The organism is Halocynthiibacter namhaensis (genome assembly GCF_000812685.1).
In the GTDB taxonomy this organism is placed as follows: Bacteria; Pseudomonadota; Alphaproteobacteria; order Rhodobacterales; family Rhodobacteraceae; genus Halocynthiibacter; species Halocynthiibacter namhaensis.
Genome location: NZ_JWIF01000021.1, coordinates 17828 through 36066 on the forward strand (window position 1 = coordinate 17828; position 18239 = coordinate 36066).

Annotated in this window: 19 protein-coding genes and 1 pseudogene; 14 read left to right on the top strand and 6 right to left on the bottom strand. The window is 52.8% G+C overall.

The window, feature by feature from the left end; genetic code table 11:
• Positions 1 to 65 precede the first annotated feature (65 nt).
• A complete protein-coding gene (locus RJ38_RS03990) occupies positions 66 to 767 on the bottom strand; it encodes a response regulator transcription factor (RefSeq protein WP_039017605.1) in 702 nt (233 codons plus the stop codon).
• Between the two features lie 359 nt (positions 768 to 1126).
• On the opposite strand from RJ38_RS03990, the gene RJ38_RS03995 reads away from it, so the two are divergent.
• Positions 1127 to 2722, top strand: a complete 1596-nt coding sequence (locus tag RJ38_RS03995) for a phosphoenolpyruvate carboxykinase (RefSeq protein ID WP_039017606.1) — start codon at positions 1127 to 1129, stop codon at positions 2720 to 2722.
• Positions 2723 to 2769: 47 nt separating this feature from the next.
• On the opposite strand, the gene RJ38_RS04000 is transcribed toward RJ38_RS03995, so the two are convergent.
• Together RJ38_RS04000 and RJ38_RS04005 are read right to left on the bottom strand one after the other, a co-directional pair.
• Positions 2770 to 3207, bottom strand: coding sequence for a hypothetical protein (locus RJ38_RS04000; RefSeq protein WP_039017607.1), 438 nt, complete (start codon positions 3205 to 3207; stop codon positions 2770 to 2772).
• 115 nt (positions 3208 to 3322) lie between these two features.
• Positions 3323 to 4033, bottom strand: a complete 711-nt coding sequence (locus RJ38_RS04005) for a sulfite exporter TauE/SafE family protein (protein ID WP_238321643.1) — start codon at positions 4031 to 4033, stop codon at positions 3323 to 3325.
• Between RJ38_RS04005 and RJ38_RS19175 the strand changes: the two genes are divergently transcribed.
• From RJ38_RS19175 to RJ38_RS04015, 3 genes are all read left to right on the top strand, one after another.
• A complete protein-coding gene (locus RJ38_RS19175) occupies positions 3918 to 4220 on the top strand; it encodes a hypothetical protein (RefSeq protein ID WP_238321644.1) in 303 nt (100 codons plus the stop codon). The two genes, RJ38_RS04005 and RJ38_RS19175, sit on opposite strands and share 116 nt — an antisense overlap.
• Before the next feature lie 49 nt (positions 4221 to 4269).
• Positions 4270 to 5928 (top strand): acyl-CoA dehydrogenase family protein, encoded by a 1659-nt coding sequence (locus RJ38_RS04010; protein WP_202903860.1) that lies wholly within the window; start codon positions 4270 to 4272, stop codon positions 5926 to 5928.
• Between the two features lie 61 nt (positions 5929 to 5989).
• A complete protein-coding gene (locus RJ38_RS04015) occupies positions 5990 to 6379 on the top strand; it encodes an META domain-containing protein (protein ID WP_039017627.1) in 390 nt (129 codons plus the stop codon).
• Here RJ38_RS04015 and recO read toward each other — a convergent pair.
• Positions 6367 to 7101 (bottom strand): DNA repair protein RecO, encoded by a 735-nt coding sequence (gene recO, locus RJ38_RS04020; RefSeq protein ID WP_039017628.1) that lies wholly within the window; start codon positions 7099 to 7101, stop codon positions 6367 to 6369. The two genes, RJ38_RS04015 and recO, sit on opposite strands and share 13 nt — an antisense overlap.
• 131 nt (positions 7102 to 7232) lie before the next feature.
• Positions 7233 to 8093 carry a LysR family transcriptional regulator gene (locus RJ38_RS04025; RefSeq protein ID WP_039017610.1) on the bottom strand — a complete coding sequence of 287 codons (861 nt, stop codon included), beginning with the start codon at positions 8091 to 8093 and terminating at the stop codon, positions 7233 to 7235.
• A gap of 100 nt (positions 8094 to 8193) precedes the next feature.
• On the opposite strand from RJ38_RS04025, the gene RJ38_RS04030 reads away from it, so the two are divergent.
• Positions 8194 to 8427, top strand: a complete 234-nt coding sequence (locus RJ38_RS04030; protein WP_039017611.1) for a hypothetical protein — start codon at positions 8194 to 8196, stop codon at positions 8425 to 8427.
• Here the strand turns inward: RJ38_RS04030 and RJ38_RS04035 are convergent.
• Positions 8424 to 9047, bottom strand: a complete 624-nt coding sequence (locus RJ38_RS04035) for a trimeric intracellular cation channel family protein (RefSeq protein ID WP_039017612.1) — start codon at positions 9045 to 9047, stop codon at positions 8424 to 8426. The two genes, RJ38_RS04030 and RJ38_RS04035, sit on opposite strands and share 4 nt — an antisense overlap.
• 111 nt (positions 9048 to 9158) lie before the next feature.
• Here RJ38_RS04035 and RJ38_RS04040 point away from each other — a divergent pair, with 111 nt between their 5' ends.
• The 9 genes and pseudogenes from RJ38_RS04040 to RJ38_RS19185 all read left to right on the top strand — a co-directional run.
• Complete coding sequence (locus RJ38_RS04040) at positions 9159 to 10040, top strand: DMT family transporter (RefSeq protein ID WP_039017613.1); 882 nt, start codon at positions 9159 to 9161, stop codon at positions 10038 to 10040.
• A 74-nt stretch (positions 10041 to 10114) separates the two neighbouring features.
• Positions 10115 to 10492: a fluoride efflux transporter CrcB gene (gene crcB / locus RJ38_RS04045; protein ID WP_039017614.1), complete on the top strand. Its 378-nt coding sequence runs from the start codon at positions 10115 to 10117 to the stop codon at positions 10490 to 10492.
• Positions 10489 to 11535 carry an RluA family pseudouridine synthase gene (locus tag RJ38_RS04050; RefSeq protein ID WP_039017615.1) on the top strand — a complete coding sequence of 349 codons (1047 nt, stop codon included), beginning with the start codon at positions 10489 to 10491 and terminating at the stop codon, positions 11533 to 11535. The genes crcB and RJ38_RS04050 overlap by 4 nt, the downstream gene beginning before the upstream one ends.
• A complete protein-coding gene (locus RJ38_RS04055) occupies positions 11532 to 12236 on the top strand; it encodes an ATP12 family chaperone protein (RefSeq protein ID WP_039017616.1) in 705 nt (234 codons plus the stop codon). Before RJ38_RS04050 ends, RJ38_RS04055 begins: the two co-directional genes overlap by 4 nt.
• A 240-nt stretch (positions 12237 to 12476) precedes the next feature.
• Positions 12477 to 13493, top strand: a complete 1017-nt coding sequence (locus RJ38_RS04060; protein ID WP_039017617.1) for an amino acid ABC transporter substrate-binding protein — start codon at positions 12477 to 12479, stop codon at positions 13491 to 13493.
• 128 nt (positions 13494 to 13621) lie between these two features.
• A complete protein-coding gene (locus tag RJ38_RS19180) occupies positions 13622 to 15205 on the top strand; it encodes an amino acid ABC transporter permease (RefSeq protein WP_238321642.1) in 1584 nt (527 codons plus the stop codon).
• A 1-nt stretch (position 15206) separates the two neighbouring features.
• Positions 15207 to 16556 (top strand): amino acid ABC transporter permease, encoded by a 1350-nt coding sequence (locus RJ38_RS04075; protein ID WP_039017618.1) that lies wholly within the window; start codon positions 15207 to 15209, stop codon positions 16554 to 16556.
• A 15-nt stretch (positions 16557 to 16571) separates the two neighbouring features.
• Complete coding sequence (locus tag RJ38_RS04080) at positions 16572 to 17363, top strand: amino acid ABC transporter ATP-binding protein (RefSeq protein WP_039017619.1); 792 nt, start codon at positions 16572 to 16574, stop codon at positions 17361 to 17363.
• Between the two features lie 133 nt (positions 17364 to 17496).
• Positions 17497 to 18239, top strand: a pseudogene (locus RJ38_RS19185) (DDE-type integrase/transposase/recombinase); the annotation flags it as partial.

An 18239-nucleotide genomic window follows, 5' to 3' on the forward strand; every position in this document is an offset into this window, starting at 1 on the left:
CTTTTGCTGCCAATCCGTGCCAATGCAGGTGCTTTACGCCCTGTACCTCGCTCCGTATCGGGCAATCATTCTTCGTTATACCGATATCCGATGCCATAAAGCGTCTCGATTGCCGCGAAGTTTTCGTCCGTCATCCGCATTTTCTTGCGCAGCCGTTTGATGTGACTGTCAATCGTGCGGTCGTCCACATAGACCTGATCATCATATGCGACATCCATAAGCTGGTCGCGGCTTTTGACAAAACCGGGACGTTGCGCAAGCGCTTGAAGCAGCAGGAATTCGGTCACCGTCAGGGATACATCGCGCCCCTTCCATACAACCGCGTGGCGCAACGGATCCATCGAAAGTTCGCCGCGTTGCATGACCTTTTGATCATCCTCCACTGCGACTTCGTTGGTTTCTATGGCTTCTTGACGCCGCAGCAAAGACCGAATGCGTTCCACAAGCAATCGTTGCGAAAACGGCTTTTTAACATAGTCATCCGCCCCCATACGCAGCCCAAGAACTTCGTCAATTTCATCATCTTTCGAGGTCAGAAAAATAATCGGTATTTGGGTTTTCGGGCGCAGACGCTGCAACAAATCCATGCCATCCATACGTGGCATTTTAATGTCAAGCACGGCAAGATCCGGCATCCGTTTTGTAAACGCATCTAAAGCAGATTGACCATCATTATAGGTTTCAACTTCGAAACCTTCTGCTTCAAGAGTAATCGATACCGACGTCAGAATATTTCTGTCGTCGTCCACCAGCGCGATTCGGGACATCGGGCTTCCTTTTTATACAGCTCATGTTTTGTTAACTCTTCTAAGGTCACATCACGAGAATCAACTGTTAATTGCGAATCACCACTAGGATTCGTGACATGTTGCGGCATAACCCGATAAAATTCTCTGAATATTGGCGAAACTTGATGCTAAACGACGCTTCACGGCAGGCTCGCGCAATTTTTCGCCACTATTATCCCTTTCCTTCAAGAATATGTCACTTGATTGCGCTAACTGTTCACCTCCCTCCTGTTCACGCCAATTTCCCCTATGTTAAGAAGGCGCGACTCAAGCAGGGTCGGCCGCCGATTTTGGCGGTTTTTGTAATTCCTCCGCAAGCCGGACACAGGAGCATACCAATGACAGGACGCGTCAACCCTAACTGCAAACTTGATGATCAGGGAATTTCAGGACTGGGAAACGTCTATTATAACCTGAACGAAGCCGCATTGGTCGAAGCTGCTCTGGGCCGTGGCGAAGGCCACCTCGGAAATGGCGGCACCTTCCTGGTTGAAACCGGTAAACACACCGGTCGTTCTCCCAAAGATAAATTTGTTGTGCGCACCCCGTCTGTTGAAGACAGCATCTGGTGGGAAAACAACGCCCCGATGGAAGCCGAAGCTTTTGACGTACTGCACGCCGATATGCTCGCACATATGAAGGGCAAAGATTACTACGTGCAGGATCTCTTCGGTGGTGCCGATCCGGCCAATCGTCTTGATGTGCGTATGGTCACTGAATTTGCATGGCACGGCTTGTTCATCCGCCACCTTCTGCGTCGTCCCGGTGCTGATGAGTTGGACGATTTCGCACCAAAATTCACCGTCATCAACTGCCCAAGCTTCAATGCTGACCCGGCAAAGCACGGCTGTCGTTCTGAAACCGTAATTGCGATGAACTTTGACAAAAAGATCATTCTGATTGGTGGCACGGAATACGCTGGCGAAAACAAGAAATCTGTTTTCTCTTTGCTGAACTATCTGCTGCCTGCCAAAGGCATCATGCCGATGCATTGTTCCGCGAACCACGCCAAAGACAACCCTGTTGATAGCGCAATTTTCTTCGGTCTGTCCGGCACCGGCAAAACCACCCTCTCCGCTGATCCTGATCGCGTGCTGATTGGGGATGACGAACATGGTTGGTCCGACAAGGGCATCTTCAACTTTGAAGGCGGCTGCTATGCCAAGACCATCAATCTGTCTGCCGAAGCCGAGCCTGAGATCCACGCGACGACATCCAAGTTTGGCACTGTGATCGAGAACATGGTCTGGGACAAAGAGACCCGCGAACTTGATTTTGACGATGACAGCCTGACAGCCAACATGCGGTGTGCTTACCCGCTGCATTACATTTCGAACGCGTCAGAAAACTCGCTTGGCGGCAACCCAAAAAACATCATCATGCTGACCTGTGATGCCTTCGGCGTTCTACCACCAATCGCGCGTCTGACACCTGCTCAGGCGATGTATCACTTCCTGTCTGGCTTCACATCCAAAGTGGCCGGCACAGAAAAAGGCGTGACAGAACCAGAACCAACATTCTCGACCTGTTTCGGCGCACCTTTCATGCCGCGTCGCCCAGAAGTTTACGGCAACCTGCTGCGCGAAAAAATCGCAACACATGGCGCGACTTGCTGGCTGGTGAACACCGGCTGGACAGGCGGCGCTTATGGCACCGGGTCTCGCATGCCAATCCGCGCAACACGCGCGCTTTTGACGGCCGCTCTTGATGGATCCTTGGCAGATGCCGAGTTCCGCAAAGACGACAACTTTGGCTTTGAAGTGCCTGTTGCGGTACCTGGTGTTGCAGACCTGCTTCTGAACCCGCGCCGCACCTGGGACAACCCAGAAAGCTACGACCGTCAGGCCGCCAAATTGGTATCCATGTTCGCCGAGAACTTCGCCCAATACGAAGCCTACATCGACGACGACGTGAAAGCCGTTGCAATCGGGTAATTCCGACCAAATGAACAAAAAGGCCGTCCTTTGGGGCGGCCTTTTTGTTATAAGAATGCAGACACGATGCCGATTACACCACCAACTGCACCAATTAGTGACATTGGCCAGAGGAAGAGGATTTCTGCACGCTCGCGACGCTCCCTGCGTACTTCTTTAGCCAAAGTCGACAAAATTTCGGCATTGAGATACCAACGATCATCATGTTCGCAATACTCCCACTCGACGTCAGAAGATCGGTAGGATGGCATTGGCAGCAGTAACACCTCAGCCTGCTTAGTAACATAATTGTGCTGCAAGGAACGAATCTCCCAACCATGCAGTTCTTCAACCGTAAAGGCTTCTGACGCCACTTCACGCTCGCTATCCCAGTCTTTGCTCGCCTCGGCCGTCTCCAGATCCTCGCGATAGTCTTCCCAAACACTTGCTTTCTTTTTCTGGAGCTTTGCAAGTTCCCAACGAAACCAAATATCATCTATCCACATATTATCTTCCTTTTCAAATGCCTGAGCTTTGCTCAGGCAGCGTCCAAACCGCCCCCTTGGGGCAGGCGCTTCTCGCCCTTCCCTCGGCTCGAACGCGGCGCTCAATTAGCAAGCCTCACCCCATCAACCCACGCCGCACCAGGTTCAAACCGGCGACCACCAGAACCACCAGCGTTGCTTTCTTAAACTTCGCCTGATCCAAGCGGTCGTGAATGGCGAACCCAATCAACATCCCCACGCCCGCTGGCAACAACATCAAAGCCGATGCGGGTAAAGTACGCGTTGAAACGATCCCAGTCTGTAAATGCGCCAAAAATAACGCCACCGCCCCCAGCCCATAAATTGCCCCTTGAACCCGCACATGTTCGCGTTTCGGCGTATCAACTGCGGTCAAATAGGCAACCGTTGGCGGCCCCCAAACACCGGACATACCGCCAATGAACCCCGCGACAGAGGCAATCATCGCCTCGGCTTTTAACTGGCTCGCGGGGGCAATCGTGAAGCTCATCCCAAACAACTGCATCAACGCAAACACCGTCACGGGCGCACCGATGATCAACAGCAAAATATGTGACGGTAGGTATGGCACCAGTTGCGCGCCGATCACCAGAAATACGCCCCCGACCATCAAATACACTTTGAAACGTTTCACGGACCTCCAAGCCGCGCGCCACCCCTGGCGCAACGCCTGTGTCACATTGGTCATCACCGTGGGCAAAATCAGCATCGCCAACGCCGTTTCTGCAGGCAAAATTGAGCTGATCCCTGAGATCATGATCATCGGCATGGCAAAACCCACAGCTCCCTTCACCACACCTGCAAACAACGTGATCAATGCTGCAATCAACATCAACTGCATCCCTATTTCTGCAATCATCCCGGCCTCCGACATCTATTTCCCTGACCCTACCGCAGCCAAAATTAAAGGCCAGAACGAAATCGCAATTGTTATTATTGTTCAAAAATTGCCGCAACGCCGCATTTTAGTTGCGCTGCACTTGCAAAATGATTAATCACAACACCAACGCCCCCCGTGGGCAATGCTGACAGATGAGGCCTGCCATGACGGATACGATCCTGCTTCCCGACCTTCTATCCTTAACCAAAGAAGCCGTCGCCCCGGTGCATTCTGTGCTGGAAAAAGCCCGAACCAAGGTGCGTAATATAACCTTGGACGGCGATCGCATCAGCGGTGCCCTTCTGGAAGAAAACCAACATGCTGCACATGCATTGTCTTGGCTCGCCACATATTCCGAAGCCCTAACGCAAATGCAGTCTTGGGCCGAACGTCTGAACGCGGACGGTAAGTTTGGTGAAATGGAACAGTTGATCCACCAGATCGCGTTTGGCGAATACCTATGGCAGATCTACGGTGGCATCCCCATGAGCCAAAACGAGATCGCCCGCCTTCAAGACATGGGCCTGACCCAGGATGATCAGCGCGCCTTGATGATCCCTGCGATTATGACGCTTTGCGATCAAGGCAACAGCCAAGCCGCGCGCATGCGTCTTGTGGAACTGATGCAGGAACAACAGGGCGTGGCTGTCTTTGGCAACTCGGGCCTTGATGACGAATTGGAAATGATCCGCGATCAATTCCGCCGTTTTGCAGATGAGAAGGTCGTGCCCCACGCCCATGATTGGCACCTGAAAGACGAACTTATCCCAATGGAGATCATCGACAGCCTTGCTGAAATGGGCGTTTTCGGTCTGACCATCCCGGAAGAACACGGAGGCTTTGGCCTGTCGAAGGCCTCTATGGTCGTCGTTTCTGAAGAATTGTCGCGCGGGTATATCGGCGTCGGCTCTCTTGGAACCCGATCCGAGATCGCGGCAGAGTTAATCATCTGCGGCGGCACAGACGAGCAAAAAGCAAACTGGCTGCCCAAACTGGCATCGGGCGAAATCCTACCAACAGCTGTGTTTACAGAGCCAAACACAGGTTCTGATCTTGGCTCATTGCGCACACGTGCCACCCGTGATGGCGACACATATACTGTGAACGGAAATAAAACCTGGATCACCCATGCGGCGCGCACCCATGTGATGACCTTGCTTGCGCGCACCAATCCCGACACCACCGATCACCGTGGTTTGTCCATGTTCCTGGCCGAGAAAACCCCGGGCACTGACGACGCCCCTTTCCCTACGGACGGCATGACAGGCACCGAGATTGAAGTTCTGGGTTATCGCGGCATGAAGGAATACGAACTGGCATTTGATGGGTTTAAGGTGAAGGCCGAAAACCTGCTGGGTGGTGAGGAAGGTAAAGGCTTCAAACAGCTGATGCAGACTTTCGAAAGCGCCCGTATCCAGACAGCGGCCCGTGCCATTGGTGTGGCACAAAATGCGATGGAACTTGGCATGCAATACGCCATTGACCGCAAACAGTTCGGCAAAAGCCTGATCAACTTCCCACGTGTTGGTGGCAAGCTGGCCATGATGGCGGTTGAACTGATGATCGCACGCCAATTGACCTATTACTCTGCTTCGCAAAAAGATCACGACAAACGTTGTGACCTCGAGGCCGGCATGGCGAAGCTGCTGGGTGCGCGTGTTGCTTGGGCATCGGCCGACAATGCGTTGCAAATTCACGGCGGAAATGGGTTTGCGCTGGAATACCAGATCTCGCGTGTGTTGTGTGATGCCCGTATCCTGAACATCTTTGAAGGCGCGGCCGAAATCCAGGCCCAGGTCATTTCCCGCCGTCTTCTTGGATAAATCCGGTCACAGGCTTGCGCCATCTTCTGGCGCAGGCCAATTTGCACATATGAAAACACATTTGATACGCTATCTTCTTGTTCCCGGCCTGCTGGCCACTCTGGCCGGTTGTGGTGATGAAACATCATCAGGATACGCGACCCCGGGCGCAGAATATCATCTGCAAGAAATCAACGGCACTGCTTTTCTTACCCGCGCCACCATCACCTTTCCAGAAAAAGGCCACATCGCAGGGTATGGCCCGTGTAACAGTTGGTCCGCCAGGCAGTCGGCACCCTACCCGTGGTTCAAGGCGACCTCGATTGGCGGTACAGAAATAGCTTGCCCAGATCTGGATCAAGAACAGATCTTTTACCAAGGGCTCGCCGCAATGACCTTGATCGAATTCAGCGGCCCAACCCTTTTGCTGGCCAATGATGCAGGCGACGAGATGCTGTTTCAGGTCCCCTGATCTCTGCGATCCAGAAGATCAATCAGACGTTGCCGCGCGGCGGGCAATGGGCGGTTCCCTAAGGATGGTGCAAAATGATGTGCCAAAAAATGCCCCGTCGTGCGTAACCCATCCCGAATTTCATCATCTGACACGGCCCCCTGCCCAAGCAAACATTGTGGCAAAGGCAGCAAGCGATCAGCCCATTCCCCCGCACCTGCGCGGCTGACAGCGCGCCCGGTTTTCGGGGACACATAGATCAAATCATCACGCGATCCGGTCACCACACATTTGGCTAAGGACAGGCCAAACCCCAATTCATCTAACAAAGCAGCTTCCCAGCGCAAATAGGCCAGAGGCCAGGCCTCTGTCGCGGCCAACAAATCAAACAATGTGATCGTGCGATCATACAGGCCGGGATGTTTTTCGCGTTCTGCAAAGGCAAAGCCGATCAACGCACAAATTGCATTCAAACCTGCCAAGCCCAGGCGATCATTCATCACACCTGCGGCACGCGAACGAATGGGTTCCACCGTGAAACTGCCAAGATGGTCTTCCAAGCGCGCGCGCCACGTGACATCAAGCTGATTGCCTGGTTGCAAATGCGGCGCAAGCTTTCGCGACGTGCCACCGCGCACCACGCCTGCATGCAACCCGCGATCTGCGGTGAATACTTCAAGAATTGCGGAATTCTCTCCATGCCTGCGCACAGAAATCAGAACCCCTTCATCACGCCAGTCCATGCCCAAGCATAAGAAGCCTTCCCCCCGGACACCAGCGCAAAGCGGATCAACTTTCACGGCCCCTTCCCGATACATAAATCGCAGCTAAACCAACTAAGGCAAGTGACACATTACCTATGCATCGCGCGCCTTCATCCAATTTTCGCAGCGGCATATCCTGTCCGCCTGTTCTGCACGATTTCCTGGATAAGGGTCTGAACCGGAACGGAACGGGCTTTGCCGCCACGCAGGATATAGGCGAGGGTCGGAGGCCTGGGAAATTCAGCATCAATGATCTCGATTTCGGGGGTCAGATATGTGGCAGGCAACAAAGCAATTCCAAGCCCAGCCTGCACCGCCGATTTGATCCCGGCTGAACTGGCACATTCCAGAACTGTGCTTAAACCCGGCACCGCATCCATCCCCCAATTCTTGTAAAAACAATCCGTGTCATATGACAAAAATGGCAACGAGCAGCTTTTATCCAGCGAAAATTCACGCGATTTCACCCAGTGCAGACGGGTTTGAAACAGCAGCACATCCTCAGGGCGCATGTCTTCTTCAAAGACCTGCATCATCGCAAGGTCAATCTCGCCTCGGTCCAATTCCCCCGCCAAAACCAGGCTTTGCTTCACATGGGTGCGCACGCTGATCTTAGGATGTAGGCGGGCGAAGCGACCCAAGATCCGTGACAATTCGCTGCTGGTGACGTCTTCGGTCATGCCAAGACGGATCTTACCGGACAGGGGACGTTTGCTAAGGCTCTGCAAGGCTTCGTCATGCAAAGACAGGATACGCCGGGCGTATTGTAACAGTCGCGCGCCATCCTCTGTCAACAGAGGTGCACCCGGGCGCCGAGACAAAAGCGCGCAATCAAGACCCGCCTCAAGACGTTTGATTTTATGGCTGACTGCGGATTGCGACAGGGCCAAATGTTCAGATGCACGGGTCACGCCACCGTGATCTGTAATCGCACAGAGGGTGCGCAAGGCGTCAATATCGAGACGGGACATAGGAACCTAACCATGACAAAAATTGATAAGGACATGAATTTGTCCCATTTGATTCATATCAAACCACATGTCATACGGGAAAAAAAGAGGAAGTTTAAAAATGACAAAGACCCGCTTGATTACGTTCTTCGAAGTAACCGGATCCGTTTTGGCGATGATCTATGCGCTGTTGATTGCATCCAATACGGGCAACGAGGTCTTGGGGTTCTCGCTTTTGCTGGCCTCGGCCCTGCTGTTTGCGGGATGGGGTTATATCGACAAACGTTGGGCCTTTTTCGCCCTGCAATTTTTCTATGCCATGTCGGCCATCATTGGGTTGATCCGCTGGGGTTAGACCTTTGGTGGGCGTGATTTATAGGCGGGCATGGTCCAACCAAAAGTCATGGAACCTGCACGCAAAATAAAGGTCACCATTGCGCAGGCAAGCGCAACCAAACTTGGCGGCAGCCCCATATGACTGGCGACAACCGTGGCAAGGGACCCGGCCAAAGTACAGGTCACGTAAAGCTCGCCTTGTTTCAAAACCAGCGGCACCTCATTGGAAACAGTATCGCGCATAATGCCCCCCATACAGCCAGTGATAATTCCCATAACAAGGACCACAGGCGCGGGCTGGCCCAATGACAGCGCAATCCCTGATCCAGCAGAAACCGACACGGAAAGCGCAAAAGCATCCAGCCAAAGCAACAGGCGATAACGGCTTTCAAATAGATGGGCCGTGAAGAAAACCAAAAGGGCTGCACCACAGGCCACCCCAAGGAAAGATGGGCGTTCCAGCCAGAAGACGGGATTGCGATCTAGCAAAACATCCCGCAAGGTACCGCCGCCAACGGCGGTGAGGCAGGCAAAGAAACAAAACCCTACAATATCGAGCTGCGCCCGACTTGCGACCAAGGCGCCGGTCAGGGCAAAGACCAAGACCGAAGCATAATCAAGAAATGTGAACAGGGTCATTGGGGTCTCCAAATTGGGGCAGGCCACGCATAACGGATCGTGCGGGGACTGTCACGGATTGACAATCTGACGTTGCTGGCATCCTGTGCCCCAAAACGGGGAGCACGCGACATGACATTCAAAGAATGGTTGGTGATTATCATCCTTGGCATTGGCTGGGGCATGTCATTTGTGTTCAACGCGATTTTACTGCGCGAACTTGGACCGGTGACCGTGTCGCTTGGGCGAGTCAGCTTGGGCGCGATTGGATGTTGGGTCTATGTAATGATTGCGCGTAAATCCGTGCATTTAACGCCGCGCTTGGCGTTTGAAATGCTGGGCTTTGGTGCCGTCAGCTTTGCATTGCCCTTTGCGATTTACGCGCTGGGTCAACAAAGCATCGCAGCGGGCGTGGCCGGGATCATCAATGCGATGACACCTGTGATGGTGGTGTTGATTTCCCATGTTTGGCCGGGTGGCGAACGCGCAACAAAAGCCAAAAGCGCAGGGGTTGCTTTTGGGTTTGCAGGGATCGTGATCTTGGCCTTACCGGTGTTGCAACGTGGGGAAAGCTCCGCTTTTCTGGCGATCTTGATCACTATTGGCGCACCAATTTGTTACGGGATATCAGGCAATTGGGCGCGGCGTTACAAAGGCATCAATCCTGCGGTTCTGGCCGCAATGGGCTTGACGGGGGCAAGCATCCTAATTGCACCACTTGCGATTTGGCATGACGGTTGGCCTGTGATCACGCGCCTGGAAACCTGGGGCGCGCTTATGATGATCGGCTTTGTGCTGACCTCGGCGTCGTTCATCGGATTTTACTGGGTGTTGCCACGGGTTGGGGCGACGAACACATCAACTGTGACCTTCATTGCGCCAATCTCGGCCGTGTTGATGGGGGTGTATCTGTTGGGGGAACATATCCGGGTGGAACACACGCTGGGCATGGTGGCGATTTTCTTGGGCTTGCTGATGATTGATGGGCGCATATTGCGGCTGTTGAAACGCTGAAATCCACAGCCATGCGTTAAGCGCCTTGCAGGGTTGCGGTTGACATCTTGCCTCACCTGATAAAGGAAGCGCGAATGTTTACGACCTTTCTTCATGTGGCCCTTGGCGGCGCTATTGGCGCATCGCTGCGATATGCCCTGATCCTATCTGCGCTGCGGTTTTCTGCCGCCGGGTTTCCGATTGGTGTGCTCAGTGCGAATATCATCGGATCCTTCCTGATGGGCGCGTTCCTGATCTTGGCGGAAACACGTGGTTTGATTGCCTTTTCGCCCTTCATAATGACCGGGGTTTTAGGCGGGTTCACAACCTTCTCAGCGTTTTCGCTTGAGACCTTTAATTTAATAGAGCGCGGCCAGTTTGGCTCAGCGGCGCTTTATGTGACATTGTCCGTTGTGGCATCAATTCTGGCCCTCTTCTTGGGTGTAGCCATATCACGGGGAATATTCGCATGAGTGGCGTACAGAAAATCGAAATTAGTGCAGATGATTCAGACCAACGTCTTGATCGTTGGTTCCGTCGGGTGTTCCCGCATATCCCACAGGGTCGGATCGAAAAGCTGTGTCGCAAGGGCGACATTCGCGTTGATGGTGGACGTGTGAAAACCTCGACCCGCCTAGAAACGGGTCAAGTTGTGCGTGTACCGCCGCTGCCCGAAGCAAATGAAATGGCCGAACGCCCGGTAACGCCAACTGTATCACGTGCGGACGAAGAGATGATGAAATCCATCGTTTTGTATCGTGATGATCACATCATTGCATTGAACAAACCGCCCGGCCTGCCCAGCCAAGGAGGCAGCAAGCAAAAGCGCCACGTTGATGGCCTAGCAGAAGCTTTGAAGTTTGGTTTTGAAGAAAAGCCACGCCTTGTGCACCGTCTTGATAAGGACACATCCGGCGTGTTGATCATGGCGCGTAGCCGTAAGGTGGCATCTGCTTTGACCGAAGCGTTTCGGTCTCGCGAGACACGCAAAATCTATTGGGCAGTGATTGCGGGTGTGCCCATGCCACGTCACGGCACCATTCGCTATGGCCTGGTGAAAGCGCCGGGTCATGGCAAAAGCGGTGAAGGTGAAAAGATGCACTGTGTTCTCCCGCGTGATGTTGATTCAACGGAAGGCGCGAAACGTGCAACCACTGATTTTACAGTGGTTTCTGGCCTTGGGGGGCGCCTAAGCTGGTTGGCTTTGACGCCAATCACAGGACGGACACACCAATTGCGCGCCCATACCGCCGAACTTGGCCATCCGATTATCGGTGACGGCAAATACGGTGGTTCTGGGCAAGAAAACCTCGGCGATGGTTGGGGATCACAGCTTGGCGGTGAAATGAGCAAGAAGTTGCATCTTCACGCCCGCAGCTTGTCGTTAAAACACCCTGTGACGGGCAAACCGTTGATGATCAAGGCACCCTTGCCAGATCACATGAAACGCACCTGGGACACTTTTGGTTGGGAAATGAATGACGCGGCGGATGATCCTTTTGAGGAACTGACATGAGCGACTGGGCTGCAAAACGATTCTGGAAAGACACAACCGTCGAGGTCTGTGACGCGGGATTTCGCGTGTTGCTGGATGGCCGCCCGGTAAAAACACCCTCAAAATCGAATTTCGCGGTGCCGACCCGTGCCTTAGCGGAATTGATCGCGGTTGAATGGCAGGCGCAGGATGAAAAAATCGACCCTGAAACCATGCCGTTCACGCGCATGGCGAATTCGGCCATTGATAAGGTGACACCACAACATCAAGCCGTAGCGGAAATGTTGGCGGAATACGGCGGATCTGATCTGATTTGTTATCGCGCGGACGGCCCTGTTGAATTGATCGAACGTCAAAATGCTGGCTGGGACCCTTTGCTTGCTTGGTGTGAAACCGAGCTGGGCGCAAAGCTTGAGCCAACCTCCGGCATTGTCTTTAAGGCCCAACCGGAAGCCAGCGTTGTGACCTTGCGCAATCAAGTCTTGGCGATGGATCCCTTCGTGCTGACCGCATTTCATGACTTGGTCGCTTTGTCGGGATCTTTGGTCATCGCCTTCGCAGCCCTGCGCGGATATGACACCCCCGAAAACCTTTGGGACATCTCCCGAATCGATGAGAATTGGCAAACTCATTTATGGGGGGAAGACGAAGAAAACGAACAATTGGTGGCCATAAAACGACAAGCGTTCTTAGATGCGTGGAAACTTCAGTCCGTACTTTGATACCTCAGGTTGTGCCGCAACCTGTTTGAGCCACTGATATTTATGGTCAATTCCTATGCTTTTGGCCAGGTTACATAAACTTTTGTGACCTATTCCATCACAATCCGCGACATTTCCTTGACGTTGAGGTCGTTATTTGACCACACTCTTTCCACTCAGGGGGGAACCCCGAAGTATCACCCTGACCATAAGGTCAGAATAACCATCCGCAAACGGGTGGACTATCAGGAAGAGGTAAAAATGAAAAAATCAGTATTTCTCGGCGCATTGACCGTAGCCAGCATCGCTGCTGGCGGCGCATTCGCCGGCACGCTTGATGACGTAAAAGCACGCGGCAAACTGAACTGTGGTGTGACCACTGGTCTTGTTGGCTTCGCGGCACCAGACGCAAATGGCGAATGGGAAGGCTTTGACGTTGGCGTATGTCGCGCTGTTGCCGCTGCTGTTCTCGGCGATGCGACCGCTGTAGAATTCGTTCCAACCACTGGTAAGACTCGCTTCACAGCACTTGCTTCTGGCGAAATCGACCTGCTGGCACGTAACACCACATGGACATTCTCACGCGATGTTGACCTGAAATTTGAATTCGTAGGTGTAAACTACTACGATGGCCAAGGCTTCATGGTTCCAACCAACCTCGGCGTGACATCTGCGAAAGACCTGGACGGCGCGACTGTTTGTATCCAAACCGGTACAACAACCGAGCTGAACCTCGCGGATTTCTTCCGTGCAAACAGCATCTCATATGAGCCAGTGCCAATCGAAACCAACGCAGAAGCACAACAGCAGTACCTTGCTGGCGCTTGTGACGTTTACACAACTGACGCGTCCGGCCTGGCTGCGACACGTGCGACTTTCGAAGCACCTGACGAGCATGTTCTTCTGCCAGAAATCATCTCCAAAGAGCCACTCGGCCCACTTGTTCGCCACGGCGACAACGAATGGGGCGATGTTGTTCGCTGGACATTGAACGCATTGATCACAGCTGAAGAGCTGGGTGTAACATCTGCAAACATCGCTGAGATGGCTGCTGGTTCTAACAACCCAGAAATCAACCGTCTGTTGGGCACCGAAGGTTCCCTCGGCGAAATGCTTGGTCTGTCTGCTGACTGGGGCAAGAACGCTCTGGAAGCTGGCGGCAACTATGCTGAACTGTTCGAAAAGAACATCGGTGAGAACACACCAATCGCTCTGTCACGCGGCCTAAACGCTCAGTGGACAGACGGCGGCCTGCTGTACTCTCCTCCTTTCCGCTAAACACTTCGGAAAAGGGCGCGGTTCTTCCGCGCCCTTTTTCATTCAGATGACTCAAAACAACTCTGGGCTGAATGAGCACCACAAGGTGCCGTCACCAATAGACCCAGGATAACAGGGAAATTGTCTTCATGACGGTAATGACCGACCCCCCAAAGGAGTCGTTCCGCCTGTCCATGCTGATTTACGATACGCGTTACAGATCGATCACCATTCAGGTGGTTGCACTTCTGGGCTTCGCAGCGTTCTTCGGTTGGCTGATTTGGAACACATCCAATAACCTCGCAGCGCTAGGTAAAGAACCTAGCTTCCGCTTCCTCTGGGAACCTGCTGGATACGATATCAACCAGCGTCTGCTCGACTATAATTCGCAAAGCCCCCACATCCGTGCGGCTGTTATCGGTGTTCTGAATACACTTGTGATCGCGGTTTTGGGCTGTATCACCGCCACGATCATTGGTGTGTTGGTCGGCGTACTGCGCCTGTCGAAAAACTGGGTCATTTCCCGCCTGATGGGGGTCTATGTAGAAACCTTCCGCAACGTGCCGGTCCTTCTGTGGATCGTTCTTGCGATGGCGATCATGATCGAAATCCCACCTGCACCAAAAGAATTCCGGGGCGACAATGCCACCGCCAGCGTCAGCTTGTTTGGCACTGTGGCTGTGACCAATCGTGGTGTCTATGTCCCTGATCCAAACTTTGGTTCAGACCGTATCGGTGAGGACGGCACACGTCTTGATGAACCTACTGGCTGGCGTGTCGGCCTGGGTGATGTTGATGTGAATTCTTCAGGAATGGCGACTTATAGCTTCTTGGGCTTCGAAATCACACCCACCTTGCAGTTCTGGGCGGTTATCGTATCGGCACTTATCGCAAGCGTGATCGTGAAGATCTTTGGTGGTGACATCGCGCGTTCGTTGAATGGCGGACAAGAGACGACATCCCCGTTCCGCGTTACCCCAGGCCGCTTGATGCTTGCAGTTTTGTTGATTGCCATCATCGTTCTTTGGTCCCTTATGGGGATGGGTATCTCCCGCGAAGTTGACGGTGTAAGCGGCGGTGTATTCCAGATTAGCCTTGATTTCCTACTGGTTGTGGCTGTCTTGTTGGTTTCCTTGAATATCTCTAAGCGGATCAAAAATCGCGCGGATGATATCCAAGAAAAAAGCGGCGTCCGTCCAACAGTTTGGTATATCCGCCTTGCTGTTGTGGTTCTGCCAATGGCGATCCTGCTTTGGGCGCTGGGGCTGTACTTCACATACCCAGAACTGAAGGGCTTTAACTTCAAAAATGGTCTGCATCTTCGGAACTCTCTGATTGCGCTTTGGTTGGCGTTGTCCCTGTACACGGCGGCCTTCATCGCGGAAATCGTGCGTTCTGGCATCATGGCGATCTCAAAAGGTCAGTCAGAAGCTGCAAACGCACTTGGTCTCAGCTCTGGTCGCACCATGCGCCTTATTGTTCTGCCCCAAGCGCTGCGCGTGATCATTCCACCGATGATTTCCAACTACCTGAACCTGACGAAGAACTCGTCCCTCGCGATTGCGGTGGGTTACTTCGATATCACGGGCACCTTGATGGGTGTGACGTTGAACCAGACAGGTCGTGAGCTGGAAACAGTTCTGTTGGGCATGCTCATCTATCTGACCATTTCACTGTCCATCTCGATGGCGATGAACTGGTACAATGAATCCGTTAAGTTGAAGGAGCGCTAAGATGAGTGATATTTCTTTCGTTCGCACAGACATGCTTCCAGAACAGGAGCCACCTGCTACAACGGTTGGTTTCGTCGGCTGGGCACGTGCAAATCTGTTTAGCTCTCCGTTGAATGCGATACTTTCAATCCTGTCTATCGTGGCAGTGTTGTTCGTGCTTTCAGTTATCTTGCCGTGGGCATTCATGTCATCGTGGAATGCGACGTCATTGACTGATTGCCGTGAACAAATCGCAGCGGCTTATGGCCCGGATCATCATGGCGCTTGTTGGGCTGTGATCAAAGACCGTTGGGTTCAACTGGTGTTTGGTTTCTACCCACCTTACCCAATTGACGGCACTGCACATTTGGGGTCCCCCCCCGAAGGCGCATGGCCTGCATATTTCCGTCCGATTGCCACATTCGTGCTGATCTTAACGGCGGTTGCTCCGGTTCTGTTTGACAAATTGCCACGCAAAATGTTGCTCATCACTGCGGTATTCCCGTTCTTGATGCCTTGGATGATGTGGGGCGGCACCTTCTGGAATCCAGTTGGCGCAATGCTTGGCTTCGGTATCGGATATCTGGCTTATCGCTTTATCGCACCGATCGCTGGCAGCCTAGCAGGCGTCATTGCGGCGGCGCTTTTGCCGATCATTTGGTGGCTGTTTTTGATGGGTGGTTTTGCATCTACTATGCAAAGCATCATCGCGTTGGATATCCCAACCGTGAACAGCCGTAAATTCGGTGGTTTCACAGTGTCGATCTTCATCGGGGTTGTGGCGATTGTTGGGTCTTTGCCTTTGGGCATTATCCTTGCGCTTGGCCGTCAATCTGACCTGTTGATCGTAAAAGCACTTTGCGTTGGGTTCATCGAATTCATCCGCGGTGTGCCTTTGATCACGCTGCTGTTTGTTGCGTCCACATTGTTGAACATCTTCCTGCCACCCGGCACGGAATTTGACATCATCTTGCGTGTTTTGATCATGGTGACCCTGTTCGCTTCTGCCTATATGGCTGAGGTCGTGCGCGGTGGCTTGGCAGCGTTGCCACGTGGTCAATATGAAGCGGCAGACGCATTGGGTCTGGATTACTGGAAGGCGCAACGCCTGATCATCATGCCACAGGCACTGAAGATCTCTATTCCGGGCATCGTGTCGACCTTCATTGGTATTTTCAAAGATACCACGCTTGTGTCGATCATTGCGATCCTTGACCCGCTTGGCCTAACCGCCGGTATCCGGGCGAACGCTCAATGGAATGGCATTTACTGGGAACTGTTTGCGTTCATCGCATTCGTGTTCTTTATCTTCTGCTTCTCCATGTCCCGTTACTCCATGTATCTCGAGCGCAAGCTCAAGACATCCCATTAAGAAGGAGTTCAAATAATGTCTGAACTTGCAACTGAACGTCAAATTGATCGCTCTAAAATGCATGTCGGTAGCGACGTGGCGATCCAAATCAACAATATGAACAAATGGTATGGTGCGTTTCACGTTCTGCGTGACATCAACCTGACGGTGAATGAAGGGGAACGCATCGTTGTCGCCGGGCCTTCGGGTTCGGGGAAATCGACGCTGATCCGTTGTATCAACCGTCTGGAAGAACACCAGCAGGGCGATATCATCGTTGACGGAACTGAACTGACATCAGATCTGAAAAACATTGATAAAGTCCGTCGTGAAGTGGGCATGTGTTTCCAACACTTTAACCTGTTCCCACATCTGACCATTCTTGAAAACTGTACGCTGGCGCCGATCTGGGTTCGTAAAACACCCCGCAAAGAAGCCGAAGAAATTGCGATGCACTTCCTTGAGAAGGTGAAGATCCCAGAACAAGCCGACAAATATCCAGGTCAGCTTTCTGGTGGTCAGCAACAGCGTGTGGCGATTGCCAGATCCTTGTGCATGAAGCCACGGATCATGTTGTTTGATGAACCCACATCTGCGCTTGACCCCGAGATGATCAAAGAGGTTCTGGATACCATGATCGAGCTTGCCGAAGAAGGCATGACCATGATCTGCGTAACGCATGAGATGGGCTTTGCCCGTCAGGTTGCCAACCGCGTGATCTTCATGGACCAAGGCCAGATCGTTGAACAAAATGAGCCAGAAGAGTTCTTCAACAACCCGAAATCTGACCGGACGAAATTGTTCCTCAGCCAGATCCTGGGCCACTAAGAACCCTACATATCAAAAGAAACCCCCGGTCCATGAGGCCGGGGTTTTTGTTTGTGGCATTGATGTGATGTGGTCTTGTCGCGGTTTAGTTCCGGTCTCTTTCGAGCAATGTTTGCTATGAAGGAGATAGAGAATGGCAAAGAGATACACAGACGAGTTTCGGCGTGATGCGGTGCGCATGGCGACGACGAGTGGCTTAACGCGGCCTCAACTTTCATCAGATTTAGGGGTTGGGCTTTCGACGCTGAACAAATGGGTTCAACAGCATCAACACGATGACCTGATGTCAGGACCGCATGAAGACGTTGAGAAGGAGAACACGCGGCTTCGCAAGGAAGTCCGTCTGCTGCGCGAGGAGAGGGAAGTGTTAAAAAAGGCGGCAATCTTCTTTGCAGGCCAAAGCCGGTGAGATTTGCGTTCATCGACGCCTGGAAAGAAGAATGGCCAGTTGAGTTCCTGTGCAAAGTTATGCGGGTCACATCACGTGGTTTTCGCGCGTGGCGGGTTCGCCCGATGAGCCAGCGTCAACGCGATGATATGGTGATCCTGGCTCACATCCGTGAACAGCATCGCTTAAGCCTGCAAAGCTATGGGCGGCCTCGGATGGGCTATCAGTAACCGCATGAAGAAGGATCTGGCAATCCGGGCGTTAGATATGGCCGTTGCTTTGCGCCAACCACCGGAGGATTGCATTCACCATACGGATCGTGGTTCACAATATTGCTCAAATGAGTATCAGAAGCGCTTGTCCAAGCACGGTTTCAAGGTCTCGATGAGCGGCAAGGGAAATTGTTATGATAATTCTATGGTCGAGACGTTCTTCAAATCCATTAAGGCTGAGCTGATTTGGCGCAACCGTTGGGACACACGCCGTCA

Excerpts from the sequence above, each read along its gene's own strand:
- RJ38_RS04075 (WP_039017618.1), top strand. The coding sequence starts at position 15,207 with ATGAGTGATATTTCTTTCGTTCGCACAGACATGCTTCCAGAACAGGAG.
- RJ38_RS04025 (WP_039017610.1), bottom strand. The coding sequence starts at position 8,093 with ATGTCCCGTCTCGATATTGACGCCTTGCGCACCCTCTGTGCGATTACA.
- RJ38_RS03995 (WP_039017606.1), top strand. The coding sequence starts at position 1,127 with ATGACAGGACGCGTCAACCCTAACTGCAAACTTGATGATCAGGGAATT.
- RJ38_RS04035 (WP_039017612.1), bottom strand. The coding sequence starts at position 9,047 with ATGACCCTGTTCACATTTCTTGATTATGCTTCGGTCTTGGTCTTTGCC.
- crcB (WP_039017614.1), top strand. The coding sequence starts at position 10,115 with ATGTTTACGACCTTTCTTCATGTGGCCCTTGGCGGCGCTATTGGCGCA.
- RJ38_RS04055 (WP_039017616.1), top strand. The coding sequence starts at position 11,532 with ATGAGCGACTGGGCTGCAAAACGATTCTGGAAAGACACAACCGTCGAG.
- RJ38_RS19180 (WP_238321642.1), top strand. The coding sequence starts at position 13,622 with ATGACGGTAATGACCGACCCCCCAAAGGAGTCGTTCCGCCTGTCCATG.
- RJ38_RS04050 (WP_039017615.1), top strand. The coding sequence starts at position 10,489 with ATGAGTGGCGTACAGAAAATCGAAATTAGTGCAGATGATTCAGACCAA.
- RJ38_RS04030 (WP_039017611.1), top strand. The coding sequence starts at position 8,194 with ATGACAAAGACCCGCTTGATTACGTTCTTCGAAGTAACCGGATCCGTT.
- RJ38_RS04080 (WP_039017619.1), top strand. The coding sequence starts at position 16,572 with ATGTCTGAACTTGCAACTGAACGTCAAATTGATCGCTCTAAAATGCAT.
- RJ38_RS03990 (WP_039017605.1), bottom strand. The coding sequence starts at position 767 with ATGTCCCGAATCGCGCTGGTGGACGACGACAGAAATATTCTGACGTCG.
- RJ38_RS04040 (WP_039017613.1), top strand. The coding sequence starts at position 9,159 with ATGACATTCAAAGAATGGTTGGTGATTATCATCCTTGGCATTGGCTGG.
- RJ38_RS04060 (WP_039017617.1), top strand. The coding sequence starts at position 12,477 with ATGAAAAAATCAGTATTTCTCGGCGCATTGACCGTAGCCAGCATCGCT.
- RJ38_RS04000 (WP_039017607.1), bottom strand. The coding sequence starts at position 3,207 with ATGTGGATAGATGATATTTGGTTTCGTTGGGAACTTGCAAAGCTCCAG.
- RJ38_RS04010 (WP_202903860.1), top strand. The coding sequence starts at position 4,270 with ATGACGGATACGATCCTGCTTCCCGACCTTCTATCCTTAACCAAAGAA.
- recO (WP_039017628.1), bottom strand. The coding sequence starts at position 7,101 with ATGGACTGGCGTGATGAAGGGGTTCTGATTTCTGTGCGCAGGCATGGA.